The 17976-nt window shown below is 37.4% G+C and carries 15 protein-coding genes; 8 read left to right on the forward strand and 7 right to left on the reverse strand.

Annotated elements, in window-relative coordinates; all coding sequences use genetic code 11:
- The first annotated feature begins 60 nt into the window (after positions 1-60).
- Positions 61-933, forward strand: a complete 873-nt coding sequence (locus IO90_RS04730; RefSeq protein ID WP_034964504.1) for a ChaN family lipoprotein — start codon at positions 61-63, stop codon at positions 931-933.
- On the opposite strand, the gene IO90_RS04735 is transcribed toward IO90_RS04730, so the two are convergent.
- A complete protein-coding gene (locus IO90_RS04735) occupies positions 930-1508 on the reverse strand; it encodes a hypothetical protein (protein WP_034964506.1) in 579 nt (192 codons plus the stop codon). The genes IO90_RS04730 and IO90_RS04735 overlap by 4 nt on opposite strands.
- A gap of 111 nt (positions 1509-1619) precedes the next feature.
- On the opposite strand from IO90_RS04735, the gene IO90_RS04740 reads away from it, so the two are divergent.
- The 3 genes from IO90_RS04740 to kbl all read left to right on the forward strand — a co-directional run bounded on the left by IO90_RS04740 (position 1620) and on the right by kbl (position 5078).
- Positions 1620-2297, forward strand: a complete 678-nt coding sequence (locus IO90_RS04740) for a response regulator transcription factor (RefSeq protein WP_034964508.1) — start codon at positions 1620-1622, stop codon at positions 2295-2297.
- A 126-nt stretch (positions 2298-2423) separates the two neighbouring features.
- Positions 2424-3788, forward strand: coding sequence for an ATP-binding protein (locus tag IO90_RS04745; protein WP_034964511.1), 1365 nt, complete (start codon positions 2424-2426; stop codon positions 3786-3788).
- Between the two features lie 93 nt (positions 3789-3881).
- The gene (gene kbl / locus IO90_RS04750) at positions 3882-5078 is read left to right on the forward strand and encodes a glycine C-acetyltransferase (RefSeq protein WP_034964514.1); all 1197 of its coding nucleotides are present in this window, start codon (positions 3882-3884) and stop codon (positions 5076-5078) included.
- A gap of 188 nt (positions 5079-5266) precedes the next feature.
- Here the strand turns inward: kbl and rplS are convergent, their stop codons facing one another.
- Both rplS and IO90_RS04760 read right to left on the reverse strand, forming a co-directional pair.
- Complete coding sequence (gene rplS / locus IO90_RS04755; RefSeq protein WP_028123220.1) at positions 5267-5626, reverse strand: 50S ribosomal protein L19; 360 nt, start codon at positions 5624-5626, stop codon at positions 5267-5269.
- 219 nt (positions 5627-5845) lie between these two features.
- Positions 5846-6280 carry an FKBP-type peptidyl-prolyl cis-trans isomerase gene (locus IO90_RS04760; protein ID WP_051878291.1) on the reverse strand — a complete coding sequence of 145 codons (435 nt, stop codon included), beginning with the start codon at positions 6278-6280 and terminating at the stop codon, positions 5846-5848.
- Between the two features lie 601 nt (positions 6281-6881).
- Between IO90_RS04760 and IO90_RS04765 the strand changes: the two genes are divergently transcribed.
- The 4 genes from IO90_RS04765 (at position 6882) to IO90_RS04780 (ending at position 12348) form a co-directional block, all read left to right on the forward strand.
- Positions 6882-7310 carry a Fur family transcriptional regulator gene (locus IO90_RS04765; protein WP_410492584.1) on the forward strand — a complete coding sequence of 143 codons (429 nt, stop codon included), beginning with the start codon at positions 6882-6884 and terminating at the stop codon, positions 7308-7310.
- A gap of 149 nt (positions 7311-7459) precedes the next feature.
- Positions 7460-9397, forward strand: a complete 1938-nt coding sequence (locus tag IO90_RS04770; RefSeq protein WP_034964516.1) for a heavy metal translocating P-type ATPase — start codon at positions 7460-7462, stop codon at positions 9395-9397.
- Between the two features lie 81 nt (positions 9398-9478).
- Complete coding sequence (locus tag IO90_RS04775) at positions 9479-11947, forward strand: hypothetical protein (protein WP_051878294.1); 2469 nt, start codon at positions 9479-9481, stop codon at positions 11945-11947.
- Between the two features lie 101 nt (positions 11948-12048).
- Positions 12049-12348, forward strand: coding sequence for an MGMT family protein (locus IO90_RS04780; protein ID WP_034964518.1), 300 nt, complete (start codon positions 12049-12051; stop codon positions 12346-12348).
- 114 nt (positions 12349-12462) lie between these two features.
- On the opposite strand, the gene IO90_RS04785 is transcribed toward IO90_RS04780, so the two are convergent.
- The 4 genes from IO90_RS04785 to IO90_RS04800 form a co-directional block, all read right to left on the reverse strand.
- The gene (locus tag IO90_RS04785) at positions 12463-14973 is read right to left on the reverse strand and encodes a M1 family metallopeptidase (RefSeq protein ID WP_034964519.1); all 2511 of its coding nucleotides are present in this window, start codon (positions 14971-14973) and stop codon (positions 12463-12465) included.
- 94 nt (positions 14974-15067) lie between these two features.
- A complete protein-coding gene (locus IO90_RS04790; RefSeq protein WP_034964521.1) occupies positions 15068-15862 on the reverse strand; it encodes a thymidylate synthase in 795 nt (264 codons plus the stop codon).
- Between the two features lie 62 nt (positions 15863-15924).
- The gene (locus tag IO90_RS04795; RefSeq protein WP_034964522.1) at positions 15925-16365 is read right to left on the reverse strand and encodes a hypothetical protein; all 441 of its coding nucleotides are present in this window, start codon (positions 16363-16365) and stop codon (positions 15925-15927) included.
- A 124-nt stretch (positions 16366-16489) separates the two neighbouring features.
- Positions 16490-17914, reverse strand: a complete 1425-nt coding sequence (locus IO90_RS04800; RefSeq protein ID WP_034964523.1) for a CCA tRNA nucleotidyltransferase — start codon at positions 17912-17914, stop codon at positions 16490-16492.
- Positions 17915-17976 lie beyond the last annotated feature (62 nt).

Raw genomic sequence — 17976 nt, forward strand, 5'->3', positions numbered from 1 at the left:
TATTAATTAAGTCGTTTTAAAGTTATAATTGACTTTAGAACGACTTTTATATTTGTTTATATGAAAAAGTTATTTCTGTTTATATTTGTTTTTACTTTAAGTTTTTTAAATGCCCAGAAGTTTGATGCTTACCAATTTTTTGATAAGAAGTCAAAAAAAATTTCGGCAGAAAAAATGGTGAAAGAATTATCAAATTATGACGTCATTTTGATTGGCGAACACCACGACAATTCCATCAACCATTGGCTTCAAAAAAAGATCACAGAAGCAATCTTTGCAACGAAAAACGGACAGATAATTCTAGGAGCAGAAATGTTCGAACGTGATAATCAACAAGCTTTGAATTCATATCTCGCTGGAAAAATTGACCCAAAAATTCTGAAAGATTCTGTAAGGCTCTGGAAAAATTATGAAACCGATTACAGGCCTTTGGTAGATTTTGCAAAAGACAAAAAACTGAAATTCATCGCCACAAATGTCCCAAGAAAATACGCTTCCCAAACTTCCAAACAAGGGATCAAAACTTTGAATGAATTGCCAGAACAGGAAAAGAAGTTAATTGCCAAATTACCAATCGAAGTCACATTGGAAACACCTGGCTACAAAGAAATGAAATCCCTGATGGGCGACCACGTTGACGAACTGAAACTAATGAATTTCATCTCCGCACAAGCCATCAAAGACGCCACAATGGCGGAGTCGATTTTCGAAAATTTGCAAGCTGGAAAGACTTTTATACATTACAACGGCGACTATCACAGCAAGCAATATGGCGGAATCTATTGGTATTTGAAAAAGAGAAATCCGAATTTGAAAATCGCTGTTATCTCTGTTTTCGAATCTGAAAAACCAGAGTTGGTTTTGCCTGAAAAAGATTTTATCCCGACAGAGTTCAATCTTGTAATTCCGAGTGATATGACGAAGACTTACTAGAATTTATCTAATATTTTTTTTGGTAAAACTTTTACTAATTGAGGCTTGTAATCTTTTTCAATGATTACAAATTTCCAATTGATTCCATCGTGAGAAACTGCACAAGCTTTCATTTTAGCATTAATTACATAATAATCCTCTTTTGAAAAATAAGTTACATTTTCTTTCCCAAACTTCTTGTAAAGACCATCACTTATTTGTGTTTTTAACTGTTGACTGTTAGGGAAAGAAGTCCAGTCAATTTTTAGATTCATCTTGAATCCGTAATTCGCAAATGAGAAAAGTTCACTGTTAATTTTTTCGGGCTTATCAATATCAATAATTTTAAAGTCCAAAATTGTTGTCTTAAAAGCTGGATTATTGTAGGTGAAATTCAGAATTTGTTTCATTTGTTCTTTTGGAACAACCGTAAAATATTTAGGGTAAATATATTCTACAGCTTTGCCCATATCTTTGGATTTCATGTTTTGAACAAAAGAATTTAGATCCTTTTTTATAGTATTCTCATAATTATTTTGGCTAAATGCAAATGTGTAAAGAAGTGAAAATAAAAAAATCATTAGTTTTTTTCTCATAATCAAAAATATTCTCAAAGATATTATTCTTAAATTAGAGAAGCGAAATATTATTACCAATATTTTCCCACAACTTACTTTTCCCCATATTTGTAAAAAAAATCTAAACAAATGCAGGCATTACTTTTAGAGGACGATGCTGTTCTATCTTCCGAAATTGCACTTTTTCTGGAATCAAAATCGATCAAAACCGACAAAGCAGAAGACGGCGAAGTTTTCCTGAATCAATTTACGAACAAAGATTACGATGTTTTTTTGTTGGATATCAACGTTCCGAAAATCAGCGGTTTGGAGATTTGCAAAACCATCCGTGAAACCAATTCCGAAACGCCAATCATAATCATTTCCGCTTATGACGGAATTGAGGAGAAAAAAGAAGCATTCCTGCAAGCGGCCGACGATTATCTCGTGAAGCCATTTTTGTTGGAAGAATTATTGCTCAGAATTAATTCCCAAATGCGCCGAAGAACGCCAAAAACTGACGAAGTAGAAAAAATTGTAATTGAAGATTTGGAGATTTTCCCCGAGGACAGCAAGGTTTTCCGCTCTGGCGAAGAGATCAGTTTAACGGTGAAGGAATTTCAATTGTTGGTCTTACTGGCAAGAGCCAACGGTAGAACTCTTTCCAAACAATACATTTCGGATGAAGTCTGGAAAAACCAGTTTCAATCCACAAACAACGCGATAGAAGTTTACATCAATTTCCTTCGCAAAAAAATCGATAAAAACTTCAAAACCAAACTCATCCATACAAGACCAGGTTTTGGATATTACCTAAGTCCGCTTTAGGAGTGGGAGATTTTGAGGGTTTGGGAGTTTGAGATTAAATTTGTCATCCATCATCCATCGTCTATCATTCATCAATTATCACTCATCATTTATCACTCATCATTTATCACTCATCATTTATAACTTATGTCTCTAAAACGCAGAATCGCACTCAATCTAAGCATCGCATTTTCCCTGATTTTCGGGATTATGATGTTTGTGGTTTATGTTTCTTTCAACGATTTCAGACGAGACGAATTTAAGTTGCGTTTCCAGAAGCGATTGGTTTTTACGGTTAATTTTATCGAAAAATCCAGAGATTTCGAAAAAGAAGCACCCATTTTCTTTGATGAAAATTCCGACAATGTTTTGTTGAATGAGAATATTATGATTTTCAGTGGTGCTAAGAAATTGATTTATAGTACATTGAAAGATAAAAGTGTGAGTTGGGACAAAGCGCTTTTACATCAATTAGACATCGAAAAAACGGTTTATAATGAATTTTCCGTTCCCGAAATTTATGCTGCGCTCAGAAATATCAACGGCGAAAATTATTATATTCTCACTAGCGCTCAAGATGTTACAGGACAGTCAAAACTTGACTTTTTGAAATATATGTTGATTTTTTCTTATGTGGTCAGTATTCTTTTGATTTGGTTTTTCAGTTATTATATCGTTTCAAAATTTCTGCAACCTTTGGAAGTCCTTAAATCTGACATTTCCGAAATCAGCGCACATAAGTTGACAACGCCCGTCATTATCAAAAATCCAAAAGACGAAATTGGCGTTTTGGCAACCTCTTTCAACCTGATGACCAATCGTTTGAATGATGTTTTTCAGTCGCAAAAAGATTTCAATTCCAGTGCCGCGCACGAGATGCGAACGCCACTCACGAGGATGACTTTTCAGCTGGAAAATTTGATTCAATTGGAGAATCACTCTCCAAAAACCAAAGCAACTTTACAGCAGATGTTGCAAGACGTTCACCAACTTTCCGACCTTACCAAATCCTTACTTCTGCTTTCAAAGTTCGATAAAGAGGGCATTGCAAGTGTTTACGAAGAAGTGAGAATTGACGAAGTGGTCTTTGACGCTTTCGAAAAAGTGCACCGAAATTTCCCCGATTTCAAAATGGATTTCCAAATTGATGAAGAAAGCGTGGAAGATTCAATCTTGACAGTAAAAGGTGTGAAGTCGCTTCTCGAAATTACCTTTATTAATTTGTTCAAAAATGCCGCTTTGTATTCGGATAATCAGGAAGTTGATATTTCCATCAAGGAAACCGATTTCCGCATTCTTGTGAGCATTGTTTCAAAAGGTACGATCATCCCGATTTCCGAAAGAGAAAAACTCTTCGAAGCCTTTATGCGAGGCAGTAATTCCCAAAATAAAACAGGTTCTGGACTTGGTTTGCGCATCGTAAAACGCATTTTGGAATATCACAAAGCCGAGATTTCCTACAACTCAATTATAGATAATGAAAATCTTTTTACAGTAATTTTCAATAAGTAAAATCTAAGTTCCCCCAAAAACGTTAAAACATCACAAAAAAGCACGCAATTGAAGTGCTTTTTTTATTTTTGTTAAAATCGAAAATCAATAAAAATGATATCACAAAAATTCCTCGAAAACATTACTAACGAGCTAACTAATATAGAAAACGACGGACTTTACAAAAAAGAAAGAATCATCACTTCCCAGCAAAGTGCGGAGATAGAAGTTGGTGGCAAGCGATTGCTGAACTTTTGTGCGAACAATTATCTGGGATTATCCAACAATCCAGAAGTAATGAAAGCTTCCAAAGATGCAATCGATTCTCACGGTTATGGAATGTCGTCGGTTCGTTTTATCTGCGGAACTCAGGATATTCACAAAGATTTGGAAGCTAAGATTTCCAAGTTCTTAGGAATGGAAGATACCATTTTGTACGCGGCATGTTTCGATGCAAATGGCGGTGTTTTCGAACCATTGTTTTCAGATGAAGATGCCATCATTTCAGACGAGTTGAATCACGCTTCAATTATTGATGGTGTAAGATTGTGTAAATCTGCAAGATACCGTTACAAAAACAACAATATGGAAGATTTGGAAGCCCAATTAATTGCCGCTTCCGAAAAAAACCACCGTTTCAAAATCATCGTAACTGACGGCGTTTTCTCGATGGACGGAATCGTGGCCGACCTAAAAGGCGTTTGCGATCTGGCCGACAAGTATGATGCGTTGGTAATGGTTGATGATTCTCATGCAACCGGATTCATTGGAAAGACCGGACGTGGAACGCACGAAGCAAATGATGTGATTGGAAGAGTCGATATCATTACTTCAACATTAGGAAAAGCTTTAGGTGGCGCGTTAGGAGGATTTACTTCTGGGAAAAAAGAAATCATTGATATGCTAAGACAACGCTCTCGCCCATATTTATTCTCAAATTCATTAGCTCCCGGAATTGTTGGTGCCGCGTCCAAAGTTTTGGATATGATTTCCAAAGATACTTCGTTGAGAGACAAAGTAATGGAAAATGCCGAATACTTCCGAAAAGAAATGAAAGCCAAAGGTTTCGATATTCCGGACGGTGACGCGGCAATCGTTCCTGTGATGTTGTATGATGCAAAATTAGCTCAGGAAATGGCAGAAAAACTTTTATCAGAAGGAATTTATGTGATTGGATTCTTCTATCCGGTTGTTCCAAAAGGAAAAGCCAGAATTAGAGTTCAATTGTCCGCAGCACATTCCAGAGAAAATCTTGACAAAGCGATTGCAGGCTTCGAGAAAGTAGGGAAGGAGTTAGGTGTAATTTCTTAATTCAAAATAAGTTCTAAAAATTTCATCAAAATTATTTCCCCAACCCTAAAGGGAGTAATTTTGATGAAATTTTAAAGAAATTCTGCTCCCTTTAGGTTGGGGAAAACAAAATTTATTTAAAATGCAGTTAAACAAAAAGACCAGCAAAAAATGCTGGTCTTTTATATCTCAAGAAGAAAATCTCAGGATTATTTTTTACCTCCGTAAGACTTGTCTTTGATTCTTGCTTTTTTACCTCTAAGGTCTCTGAAGTAGTAGATTCTAGCTCTTCTAACTCTACCTTGTCTGTTAACTTCGATTTTTTGAAGTGCAGGCATATTGATAGGGAAAACTCTTTCTACACCTACATCACCAGACATTTTTCTGATAGTGAAAGTCTTAGTAAGACCAGTTCCTCTCAATTGGATTACAGTACCTTTGAAGAACTGAGTTCTTGTTTTAGCACCCTCTTTAATCTCGTAATACACAGTGATGGTGTCACCGGCTTTGAATTCTGGGAATTCTTTTTTCGTAATGTACTTATCTTGTACGTATTTTACTAAATCCATTTTTTGTAATAAAAAATTTGTTTTGTCAAGCCAAGCAACATTCACGTCCTTCGTCAGAGGTTGATTAACAGGTTGCAAAAATAAAAATAATTTTCAAAACCACAAAGATTTATTTGAATTAAATCATAACTTTTTCCAAGCCGAAAATCTTTCACTCAGAAATGCTATCACATTGACATTAAAGCAAATAGCCAAAAGCCAACCGCCAACCGCCAATTACTATTTGATTTCCAAAAGTTCCACATCAAAAACCAAAGTACTATTTGGTCCAATTTCTTTGCTCACTTCCTGCTCACCATAAGCCAAATGTGGCGGAATCGTAAATCTGAATTTACTCCCAACCGACATCAGTTGCAAACCTTCTGTCCAACCTTTGATGACTCTGTTCAATGGAAAAGAGGCTGGTTTTCCGCGCTTTACAGAGCTGTCAAAAACTTTGCTCGTAATCGTAGTTCCGTGATAATGGCATTTCACCGTACTTTTCGCTGTCGGTTTTGGACCTTCCGTTTCCACCAGGATTTCATATTGCAAACCACTTGGCAAAACCGTCACGCTTTCTCTTTTCCCGTTTTCAACCATATAATCCTGGCCACTTCTCAGGTTTTTTTCAGCCAGTTCTTTTTTTCTTTTGAACAACAGATCCGCTACACCCATATCAAATTTTTTTTCAAAGGTATTTATTATCCGCTAATTCATCAAAAATTCCGACTTATTTCCCTTAACTTTGATAGAATAAATTAATGTAAGATAATTGATTAGGAGCTTAATCCCGCTGTCCACTATATCTTTTTCTTTTCCGTTGCCTGAGCGAAGCCGAAGTTAACGGAAAAGAAAAAGGATGCCGTTCCCATCGGGGCTAGGGATTTCGTCAAAGATTCACGTTTTGTCATCAAAATTAGGATTTTGTCAAATTAATTACTGTCTAACGAAAAATGTAAACAAATTTACCAACAAAATGTTTAGAGAATAGATTTACAGGTCGCTCCGCTGGAGCTTTGTCTTTGGCGACTTTATTTTTTTCTATTAACTGTGCGTCCCAATGGGACTAAATATAGCTCCGATAGGAGCGAGCTGTTAATAGAAAATACAAATTGATGTATAATAATTAAAGCTCCAGCGGAGCGACCTGTTAAATGTTTTTTGGAATTTGCATCAAAATTTATTCTTTCTTATTTGATCGTAAGCTTCTTTGTGAACCTAAAAAAAAATTTCAATACTGTCAAAAAATACTTAGCGTACTTCGCATTAAAACAACATGATGAACAAAGAAATCGAAAACAAACTCATCCACAAAAACACCAAACCAACAAGTATGAGAATCTTGGTGTACGATTTCTTGAGCTCACAACAAGTCGCCACCTCCTTGTCCGAAATCGAAAACCACTTCGACAACGCCGACCGAACCACAATCTACCGAACCCTAAAAACCTTCGAAGAAAAAGGAATTGTCCACAGCATTCAGGAAAACACAACCACAAAATATAAATTGTGCTACGACGATTGCGACGAAAAAACACACAAAGACTGGCATCTCCATTTCTACTGCAAAATCTGCAAACAAACCACCTGCAAAGAAGATATCTCGTTCCCGGAAAGTATGAAAACCAATTTCAGAATCGATGAAATAAAACTTTTCGCCAAAGGAATCTGCGAAAACTGCCTTAAAGAAAATTTTAATAATTAAAATAATCACTTTTGTCAGTCTGAGGCTCTCGAAGACTTTAAACATTTAAGCCAATTGCCAATTGCAAAAAGCCAATTGCCATTAGCCAACATCACTTTGCAATAGCATTGCATTCCCAATACCGCTACATTTGTTAAAAATTATTCGATATGGAAGAATGTTGCGGTACAAAACCAAAAAAAGAGCACAACCACGAAGGTCACGACCACAGCGACCACGACCATTCGCACAGCAATTCCAAATTGGGATTGATTATAAGTCTGGTCATATTCTTTTCCGGTTTGATATTGGATTTTTGGATTAAGGCCGATTGGTTTACAGAAAATGTTTGGTTAAGATTCAGCTGGTATTTTGTGTCTTACGTTTTGGTGGCATTTTCCGTTTTCAAAGATGCGTTTCAGCTTGCCAAGAGTTTTGATTTCTTCAATGAGTTTTCTTTGATGGGAATTGCCACAATTGGTGCATTTGCAATCGGCGAATTTCCGGAAGGTGTTGCTGTGATGTTATTTTATACGATTGGCGAAATGTTTCAGGAATCCGCAGTGAACAAAGCCAAAAATAATATCAAAGCCTTATTGGATGTTCGTCCAAAAGAAGCCACCGTTTTCCGAAATAATAAATGGGAAACTATAGTTCCAAATGAAGTAAAAGTTGGCGAAAAGATTCAAATTAAAGTGGGCGAAAAAATACCATTGGATGGAATTTTAATCTCAGAAAAAGGAAGTCTCGACACATCAGCTTTAACGGGTGAAAGCAAACCTTCATCCATCAAAAAATCAGAAACTGTTCTTGCCGGAATGTTGAATCTCGACCAAGTGATTGAAGTTGAAACCACCAAATTATTTGAGAATAGTTCTATCGTCAGAATCTTGGAAATGGTTCAGGAAGCGAGTTCCAGAAAAGCAAAAACCGAGTTGTTCATTAGAAAATTTGCGAAAATTTATACGCCAATTGTTTTCGTTTTAGCTTTGTTGATTACGTTCATTCCGTACTTTTTTGTCAATGATTATATTTTCAGAGATTGGCTTTATCGAGGTCTGGTTTTCCTTGTGATTTCCTGTCCTTGTGCTTTGGTAATTTCCATTCCGTTAGGATATTTCGGTGGAATAGGCGCATCTTCCCGAAACGGAATTCTATTCAAAGGTTCCAATTTCCTGGATTTGATTGCAAACGTGACAACTGTTGTGATGGACAAAACTGGAACTTTGACAAAAGGTGTTTTCAAAGTTCAGAAAGTCGTCACCAATGATATTTCTGAATCCGAATTTCTATCAATTTTATCATCGGTCGAAAGTCATTCAACACATCCGATTGCAAAAGCGATTTCCCAATTTCATCCATCAAACCAAAATCCTGAATCTGTAGAAGAGATTTCTGGAAAAGGCATCAAAGCTGTCATTAGTCAAAAACAAATTCTTGCCGGAAACACGCAATTGCTGAAAAGTTTCAATATTAATTATCCTTCAGAATTAGACCAAATCGTGGAAACAACAGTTGTTTTGGCAATCGATAATCAATATAAAGGTTACGTCGTGATTTCGGATGAAGTGAAAGAAGATTCAGAATTAGCCATCAAAAATCTGAAAAATGCCGGCGTAAAAACAATGATGCTAAGTGGCGACAAAGATGCATTGACTCAAAACATCGCCCAAAAATTAGGAATCGATTCCGCATTTGGTGGTTTACTTCCGGAGGGGAAAGTGGGTAAATTACAAAACCTCAAAAATAATCCGAAGGAAGTCGTTGCATTCGTAGGCGACGGAATCAATGATGCGCCAGTTTTAGCCTTGAGTGATGTTGGAATTGCAATGGGCGGATTGGGTTCCGATGTCGCGATTGAAACCGCCGACGTCATCATCCAAACCGACCAACCTTCGAAGATTTCGACAGCGATTAAAATCGGAAAAGCGACGAAGAAAATTGTCTACCAAAATATTGCACTGGCTTTCGGTGTCAAAATCATCGTTTTAATCCTTGGTGCAGGCGGTTTAGCGAATATGTGGGAAGCGGTTTTTGCCGATGTTGGCGTTGCTTTATTGGCAATTTTGAACGCTGTCCGAATCCAGAATATGAAATTTGTAAATTGAAAGCTCGCGAATTAGATTATTGGCAGGCTTTTAGTAATGCAATTAAAAATTATCTTTACTAATCAAATATTTACAACCTCAATGATAAATAAAACCTTTACGGGATTACTTTTATTTTGCTTTTCAATTTTCTATTCGCAAAGTACACTCACCGTTACCAGATCTGACAACCAAAAACCAATACGAGGCGCAAAGGTCTTGTGCAACAACAGAGTTCTGGGACAAACCAATGAGAAAGGTGTCGTCACATTCACCACCAAATGTGCCAAGGTGGATGTTGAAATCAATAATTACATCGGTGACGAGGTCGTGGTGGACAAAGTGATGGAAATTGCTTTGGACAGAGACAATGTGAAAAGTACCCAAATCGAAGGTGTAGTTTTGACCAATGAAAGTGATCCGCGCGCTTTGGCAATCATCGATCAATCTTTCCGAAGATTCAAAGATAATTCACCGAACGCATTGGATTCTTATTCATATAAATCTTATGAAAAAATGTCTTTTGATGTAGATCAGGACAGTATTCAGGATTATTCCAGATTTGTGGAGGCAAGAAAAGATTCGCTTAAAAGCCTTACTAACCGCGAGCTTCCAACTAAAGATAAAGCGAAAAAAGATTCTATAGAGGGCGAGCAAATGATGGAGGTTGTAAAAGACAGCAAGTTGTTTCTTTGGGAACGCGCAATGGAATTTCTTTATTCCAAAAAGTATGGCGAGAAAGTCAATATTTTGGACAACAGAATCTCTGGTTTGAAAAATCCGGTTTACGAAATGCTGGCTTTACGTTCCAACAGAGATAAAATTCCAAGAGAGATCTTACCCGAAAACAGAAGTCTTTACCGATATTTCCTAACAGATTCTTTGGAAATCGATGGCAGAATGAATTACGTCATCAGATTTCGACAAGTGGATTACAAAGTTCCGATCAACAGAAGAAAATACAACGGATATCTCTACATCGACAAAGATTCTTACGCCATCAAAAAAATTGAAAGCAACAGCAAAGTAAGGTCAGATGGAAACATTACTTCGGTTTGGATTCCTATCAATGATAAATGGTTCCTGAAAACAGAAAACTTAAAAATAAAAATGGGTGTTTCCGAATTCGCAACGGTTGCGAAAAAACCAAATGAAACTTCCGAAGAGAAAAAAGCGAGATTGGACCAAGTGAAAAAGTTTGGTAATTATGCTTATTTGAAAGCCGATTATTTTGATTTTAAAACGCCGGTCGAACTCAAATCGTTACAGTTTAACGGTTACACGATGAGTGTGAAAAATGCTGATGGAACGCTTCTTAACCAATACCGAACCGACAGCCTGACAAGCAGAGAAAAACTGACTTACACGAAGATCGACAGTCTTGGAAAGAAATATACGCTGGACAGAAAAGTTCAAGTGATCACAGCCTTGATGCGAGTGAAATTCACTGTGGGAATGGTTGACATCAGTCCGCTTCAAACCAAATATAACAAGTATGAAGGTTTCCGTTTGGGAGCAGGTTTCAAATTGAATGAAAGATTTAACAAATACATTTCGCCCGATGTTTATTTGGCTTATGGTTTCAAAGACAGAGGCTTCAAATATGGTGCAGGTTTGGACATCAAAACTACTTTGGAGAGAAACTCCTTTTTCCGTTTCGAATATTTTAATGACGTGATGGCCTCCGGAAGATTCAGCCAGAATCTTTGGAATGCGAAAATGCAGATCAATAATAATGGAAGCAATATCCAGAATGACAAGTATTATAAATTTGAAGGTTTCAAGTTTGGATATGAAGTGGATCTAAGTAATTCCTTGACCCTTAATGTTTCCGGGAAAAGACAAAATGAAGAAGCAGGTTACTATTATTTGTTTATGAATGAAGCCAGAAAATTCGAGAACTTCAGCTCGTTGGCGACTGTGAAATTCTCGCCTAACAGCAGAAATATCATGACGCCTTACGGGAAATATACCTACGATCAAAACTTTCCCGAGGTTTTTCTTAATTACGAGCAAGGTTACAAAAGTTTAGGAGGGGAGTTCAATTACAGCAGATTTGATTTCCTTTACACGCATCAATTCCGCACAGTATTGGGCGTTACACAAACCAGAGCGCACGGCGGATTGTACTTTGGGAAAGCACCAATTTGGCATTTGTTTGAGATGGGCGGTCTGGATGGCAATAGCAACACAGGCATCTTGTCCAATTTCTCTTTGACGAGTTATCTCGGATTTGCGACCATGACAGCTGGGAAATATTTCAATGACAAGTTTGCGGGATATTACATTTCGCACAGAATTCCGTGGTATTTCAAAAGTTTTGGCAAAAGTACCTCCAGTTTCGATTTCGTCTACCGAGGTATTATCGGAGATATGAAAAATCCAGAATACCATCAGTTGGAGAACTTCTCACCATTGGATCATCTTTATCAGGAAGTCGGATTTGAGTATAATAATTTCTTGAGTTCAAGATTCAATTTGGGATTGTTTTACAGAGTTGGACATTATGCGACTAGCAATTTCAAAGATAATTTTGGTGTTCAGTTGAAACTAAAGTTGCTTGAATTTTAATGATGATAATTCTTGTAGATTTTGCAGATTGCTCAAATTTTAAATCAGCCAGATCAGCTCAATTTGCGAGAAGATTATTTTTAAATTTAATTTAAAAAACAATGAACGACCTATTCAAACAGCAAGTTTATGAAGTCACCAAGCTCATCCCGAAAGGACGCGTTTCTACTTACGGTGCCATTGCAAAAGCCGTAGGTTACCCGAATCATTCCCGCCACGTTGGCAATGCGATGGGCGGTTGTCCGAAAGATGTTCCTGCACACAGAGTCATCAGCAGTTCTGGGAAGTTGTCGGTTGCTTCATTTAAAGAAAGATTAGAAAAAGAAAATGTCGAAGTCCAAGACAATTGGAAAATCAAAGATTTCAAAAAGTTGTTTTGGAATCCTTTGGAGGAGTTATGATATGAATTTAAAATGTCAAATAAATCAATAAACTAAGAAAGCCATCTCAATCGAGATGGCTTTCTTGTATTGTTAAAACGATATTCAATCAATTATCATATTGATTATCATTCATTATTTATACGCTTCAATCGTTTTATTAATCGCGTCAATTTGCTGATTGATCGTTGGGCTGTTCGGGTTGCTTTTCAGAACTTCCATCTTTTTGTTGAGTCCGTCTTTCAGCATTTGAACAATCATCATTTTTACTTGAGGATTATCTGGAATTTGAGATTTGGCCTGAATCAAAACTTTGGTCACTTTCTCAGTCGCTTTCAAGTTGTCAGAGCTCATAATCCAGTTGTAACCTTCCTCCGCAGATTTACCCAGAACAGGATCTTGGAATTTGATGAAAGGGTAGAAGGCAACCGTAGTTCCTATCGCTGGCATTTGTTTCTCAATCTTATTTTTCACAATGATTGGAAGCATTTTGGAAATCAAATCTTCTGATGCGTTCTCCAGATCAATCTTGTCTGCAAGCGTCGCCACTTTGGACGGATCCAAATCTGCAATTCCTGCTAATGATGAACCTTTCACGGCATTGGAAACCGCGTTCATTCCTTTTTCAAAAAGAGAAGTGTATTTTGCATTTTTGGTTTTTGCCAAAGCAGAAATCGCTGAAGCCTGAACCAAAGTTTTAGGATCGTTGGATGCCAATTTTTCCACTTCTGCAGTCAGTGCTTTTGCTTGGTCTGCGTTGGTCAAATCTATTTGTTTCAAAGCTTGCTCTCTTAGTCGGAAGAAAGGATCTTTCAATGCTGTTGCCAACAATTTGATGACCGCAGGATTCTTTGCGTCAGCGCCTTTGATGGCTGACAATGCCTTATATCTGCTCACATACTCTTTAGAATTAGTGAATTGCAAAAGACTTTGCTCTGGTGTTTTGGTTTCCGTAATCTCGGCAAGCAAAATTCCGTCCGCATTGATATTGATCAAATCTGGTGCTTTGGATGCGTCAAAAGTGAAGGTGTTTTTCGCTTTTGCATCGACCCAAACGTTGCTTCTTTTTGGTTTTCCATTATCATAAACATCGATGGCAAGTGGGAACTCAAAAGGTTTTTCCTGAGATTGATTGATGACCACTGTCACTTGTTTCTTCACAGGTTCGTAAGTTGAAGTGTAGCTCAACTTTGGATTTCCGCTTCCAAAATACCACTGGTTGAAGAACCAATTCAAATCCTTCCCAGAGATTTTCTCAAAAGAAAGTCTTAATTGATGCGCTTCTGCGTTTCCATATTCGTAAGTTTTCAAATAGTCGTTTATCCCAGCGAAGAAGGCATCGTCTCCAAGATAATTTCTCAGCATATGCAAAATTCCGCCACCTTTTTGATAAGTCACCAAATCAAAAACATCTTCACGAGAAGCATAATCAAACCTTACCAGATCTTTGTTGAAATCTTTCGGATTGTGAATGTACATATTGACATCGCTCATCAAATGCTCATCCGCCGCGTCTTTTCCATATTTATGTTCTTGCCAAAGATATTCGGAATAGTTGGCAAAAGATTCGTTGACGGTCAAGTTGCTCCAGCTTTCTGCCGTTACGAGGTCGCCAAACCAATGGTGGAAAAGCTCGTGGGCAATGGTGTTTTCCCATTTGTTTTCGTCTATCAGGTCACCAGGTTTTTGCTGAGCTGTTTCGCCGTGAAGCGTTGCAGTTGTATTTTCCATCGCACCGGAAACGTAATCTCTTCCGGTGATCTGAGCATATTTTGACCAAGGATAATCGTAGCCTAATTTCTTGGAATAGAACTCCATCATCTCCGGCGTCAATCCGAAGATTTGTTTTGCGTAAGGCTCGTATTCTTTTTCTACATAGTAATCAACATCAATATTTCTCCATTTGTCCTTCACCACCGCAAAATCTCCAACGCCCATAAAGAAAAGGTAAGTGGAGTGTTTTTTGTCCATCACCCAATGGTCAGTTCTCAGATTGTTCGCTTCTTTTTTGGAATCTTTCAGAAGTCCGTTGGAAAGCGTTACATACTTGTCAGGAACCGTCATATAGATTTCCTGTGTGGTTTTTTGGTTGGATTTATCAATAGTTGGAAACCAAGCTGAGGAAGATTCTGTTTCGCCTTGTGTCCAGATCTGTGTTGGCTTGTCTGGATCTTTTCCTTGAGCATTGATGAAATAAAGTCCCTTTGCATCATTGATGGCCGCACTTCCTTCTTGTTTTACCTCGTTCGGACGGGCTGTATATTTGATGTAAACCGTGTAATCTTGATTTTTTTGATAAGTTTTGTCAAGCGTTATTTTCAGAACATCATTTTTATAATCAAACTTCAAAGGTGACTTGGAACCGTTTTTGTCCAAAGCCACTTCGTGAATCAACATACCTTTCGCATCAAGAACCAGCTCGTTGGTTGAATAGAAGAATGGACTTGCGGTCAACCATTCTTCACCATTCATTTGTTCTTTCTGATAATCGAAATTGACTTTTAGCTTGGTGTGTTTCAGTTCTGTAACCTTGGTATGGGTTGCTCTGTAGACAGGATTTCTGCCAGAAGTTTCTGTTTGAGCAAAGATGGTATTTGAATTAAATATCGCACCGAGAAAAAGTGCAGCGATTAAGATCTTGTTCATTATTATGAAATTATATCGTTGATTTATTTTAAATGGAATAAGTGTTTATTTTTTTAAAATTGTTACAAAAAAAAGCGGGAATTCCCGCCTAATTTTATATCGCCACCGGCGCTTTGATTCCCGGATGTGGGTCATAATTTTCCAAAGTAAAATCTTCAAAATCAAAATCGAAAATATCTTTGATATCGGGATTCAGTTTCATTGTTGGTAAAGGTCTTGTTTCTCGGGAAAGCTGTCTGTTGACTTGCTCAAAGTGATTGTTATAAATATGTACATCACCAAAAGTGTGAACATAATCTCCAACTTCCAAATCACAAACCTGTGCAACCATCATTAATAGAAGCGCATAACTCGCAATGTTGAACGGAACGCCCAAGAAAACATCGGCACTTCTTTGGTACAACTGAAGAGACAATTTCCCATCCGCCACATAAAACTGAAACAAAGCGTGACAAGGTGCCAAAGCCATATTCGGGATTTCCGCTGCGTTCCAAGCAGAAACAATCAACCTGCGGGAATCTGGATTTTTTTTGATTTGCTCAATCACTTCAGAAAACTGGTCAACTACTTTTCCGTCGGCTCCGTTCCAACTTCTCCATTGTGCGCCGTAAACTGGACCCAGATCCCCATTTTCATCCGCCCATTCATTCCAGATGGAAACGCCATTGTCTGTCAGATATTTAGTATTTGTATCGCCTTTGATAAACCAAAGCAATTCATAAATAATAGATTTCAAATGAACTTTCTTTGTCGTCACCAAAGGAAAACCTTTCGACAAATCGTAACGCAATTGGTAGCCGAAAACGCTTCTGGTTCCAGTTCCGGTTCTGTCGGTTTTGTCGGTTCCATTGTCGATGATATGTTGAAGAAGATCTAGATAGTTTTGCATTTTTTGGTTCAGGGTTTAAGGTTCGAAAATTTGAGGTTGAGAATTGCAAAATACGGTATTTTTTACCAGATATTTTCAATTTTTTGATTGATGTTGTTTATCGAAAAGACTTCATTTTTAATTTTCCCATTCATTGCTTTTGCCAATGGAGATTCTGGTGAAATACAAATGATTTTCTCATTTTCAATTTTAATTTCGCCCAAAGAAACCGAAATGAAAAACAAACCTTTTTCAGTTTTTACAATCGCGCCTTTTTCTGCTTTGTCAGATGGTTTTGTTAAAACAGTTTTGAGGAAATCCTTTTGTTTCAAAATCTCATTCAGCTGAACTTGCAGATTGTTGATTTCCTGCTGAAGCATTTCTCTTCCCGTTTCATATTTGTCGCCCATAGAGCTTTTTGTATCGTTGCTTGATGCTCGGGTTTCTGCAATCAGTTTCTCGAAATTCTCGATTTTTTCGGAGAGTTTCGTTTTGATAATTTGTAATAAGTTTGATTTCTCCATAGAGATTCTAGTTGTCAAACTCTCGCCGATTTGGCAGATTGAGCAGATTTTTAATTAATTAAATCTGCAAAATTTGCTTAATCGACGAGATGATTATTTTTTTAAGATGAAAAATTCACAAAGATTATTTTACCAAAGTCAATCCCAATTTTTCAGCTTCATTGATCACAAATTCTCTAGCTTCAATCTTGTCATTTTGAATTTCGCCTTCCAAAATTGCTTCCTTCACTTTTTCTTTCAGGATTCCGATTTCTCTGCCAGGATTTAAACCAAAAAGTTCCATAATTTCTTCACCCGAAATTGGAGGTTGAAAGTTTCGAACCTGGTCTTTTTCCTCAACTTCCTTAATTTTCTGCGCAACGTATTCAAAATTCTTTTTGAACTTAGTTTGCTTAGAATAATTCTTGGTCGTGATGTCCGACTTACAAAGTGTAAAAAGGTCTTCCAAATCTTCACCGGAATCAAAAAGCAACCGTCGCAGAGCCGAATCCGAAGCATCATCAGTAATCAACGCAATTGGTCGCGCGTGCATTCTGACCAATTTTTCAACATATTTTTGTTCCGCTCCAAGTGGAAGTTTCAGACGTTTGAAAATCGATTTTGTCATCTTCGAGCCTAGAAATTCGTGTCCGTGGAAAGTCCAGCCGATTCCTTCTACAAACTTTTTCGTTGGCGCTTTCCCGATGTCGTGGAGTAGCGCTGACCAACGAAGCCAAAGTTTATCGGTGCTCTCAGAAATATTATCAACAACAGCCAAAGTGTGATAGAAATTGTCTTTGTGTGTTTGTCCGTCGATGTCCTCGATGCCTTTTAGTGCGGTGAGTTCTGGGAGAATGTATTTTAAAAGTGAAGTTTCTTCCAACAATTTCAAACCTTTTGAAGGCCTTTCAGAAAGCATTATTTTGTTAAACTCAACCATTATTCTTTCCATTGATACGATTTTCATTCTTTCTGCCTCGTCTTTGATGGCTTTCAAAGAATTTTCTTCAATCTTGAAATCCAAAGTCGTTGCAAAACGAATTGCACGCATCATCCTCAATGGGTCATCCGAATAAGTTTGATGCGGTTCAAGTGGCGTTCGCAGGATTTTTTTGTTCAAATCCTGAAGTCCGTCAAAAGGGTCAATGAGTTCTCCGAAATTTTCTTTGTTTAATGAAATCGCCATTGCGTTGATAGTGAAATCTCTGCGCTTCTGATCATCTTCCAAAGTTCCGATTTCCACAGACGGTTTTCTGGAATCCTCGCTGTAGCTTTCTTTTCTGGCGCCAACAAATTCCAGTTCCAAGTCTTTGTATTTGAACATCGCGGTTCCATAGGTTTTGAAAACCGCAACCTTTGTTTTTGGGTCGATTTCTCTGGCGATGCTTTCCGCCAATGCTATTCCGCTGGATTCTGTCACGAAATCAATATCGGTTGGCACTTTTCTTTTCATAATCAAATCACGAACGAATCCGCCAACGGCGTACACAGTCTGTCCGTTTCTGGAAGCGACTTCAGAAATGATCTTGAAAAGTTTGAGGTTTTTATTTTGGTTGAGGTTGATTAGCATTAAATAAATAAAGATTAATATAATTGGTCTTGTTTAAAAAATTTTGATAGCAAGAACAATTA

Source organism: Chryseobacterium sp. FH1 (assembly GCF_000735135.1).
In the GTDB taxonomy this organism is placed as follows: Bacteria; Bacteroidota; Bacteroidia; order Flavobacteriales; family Weeksellaceae; genus Epilithonimonas.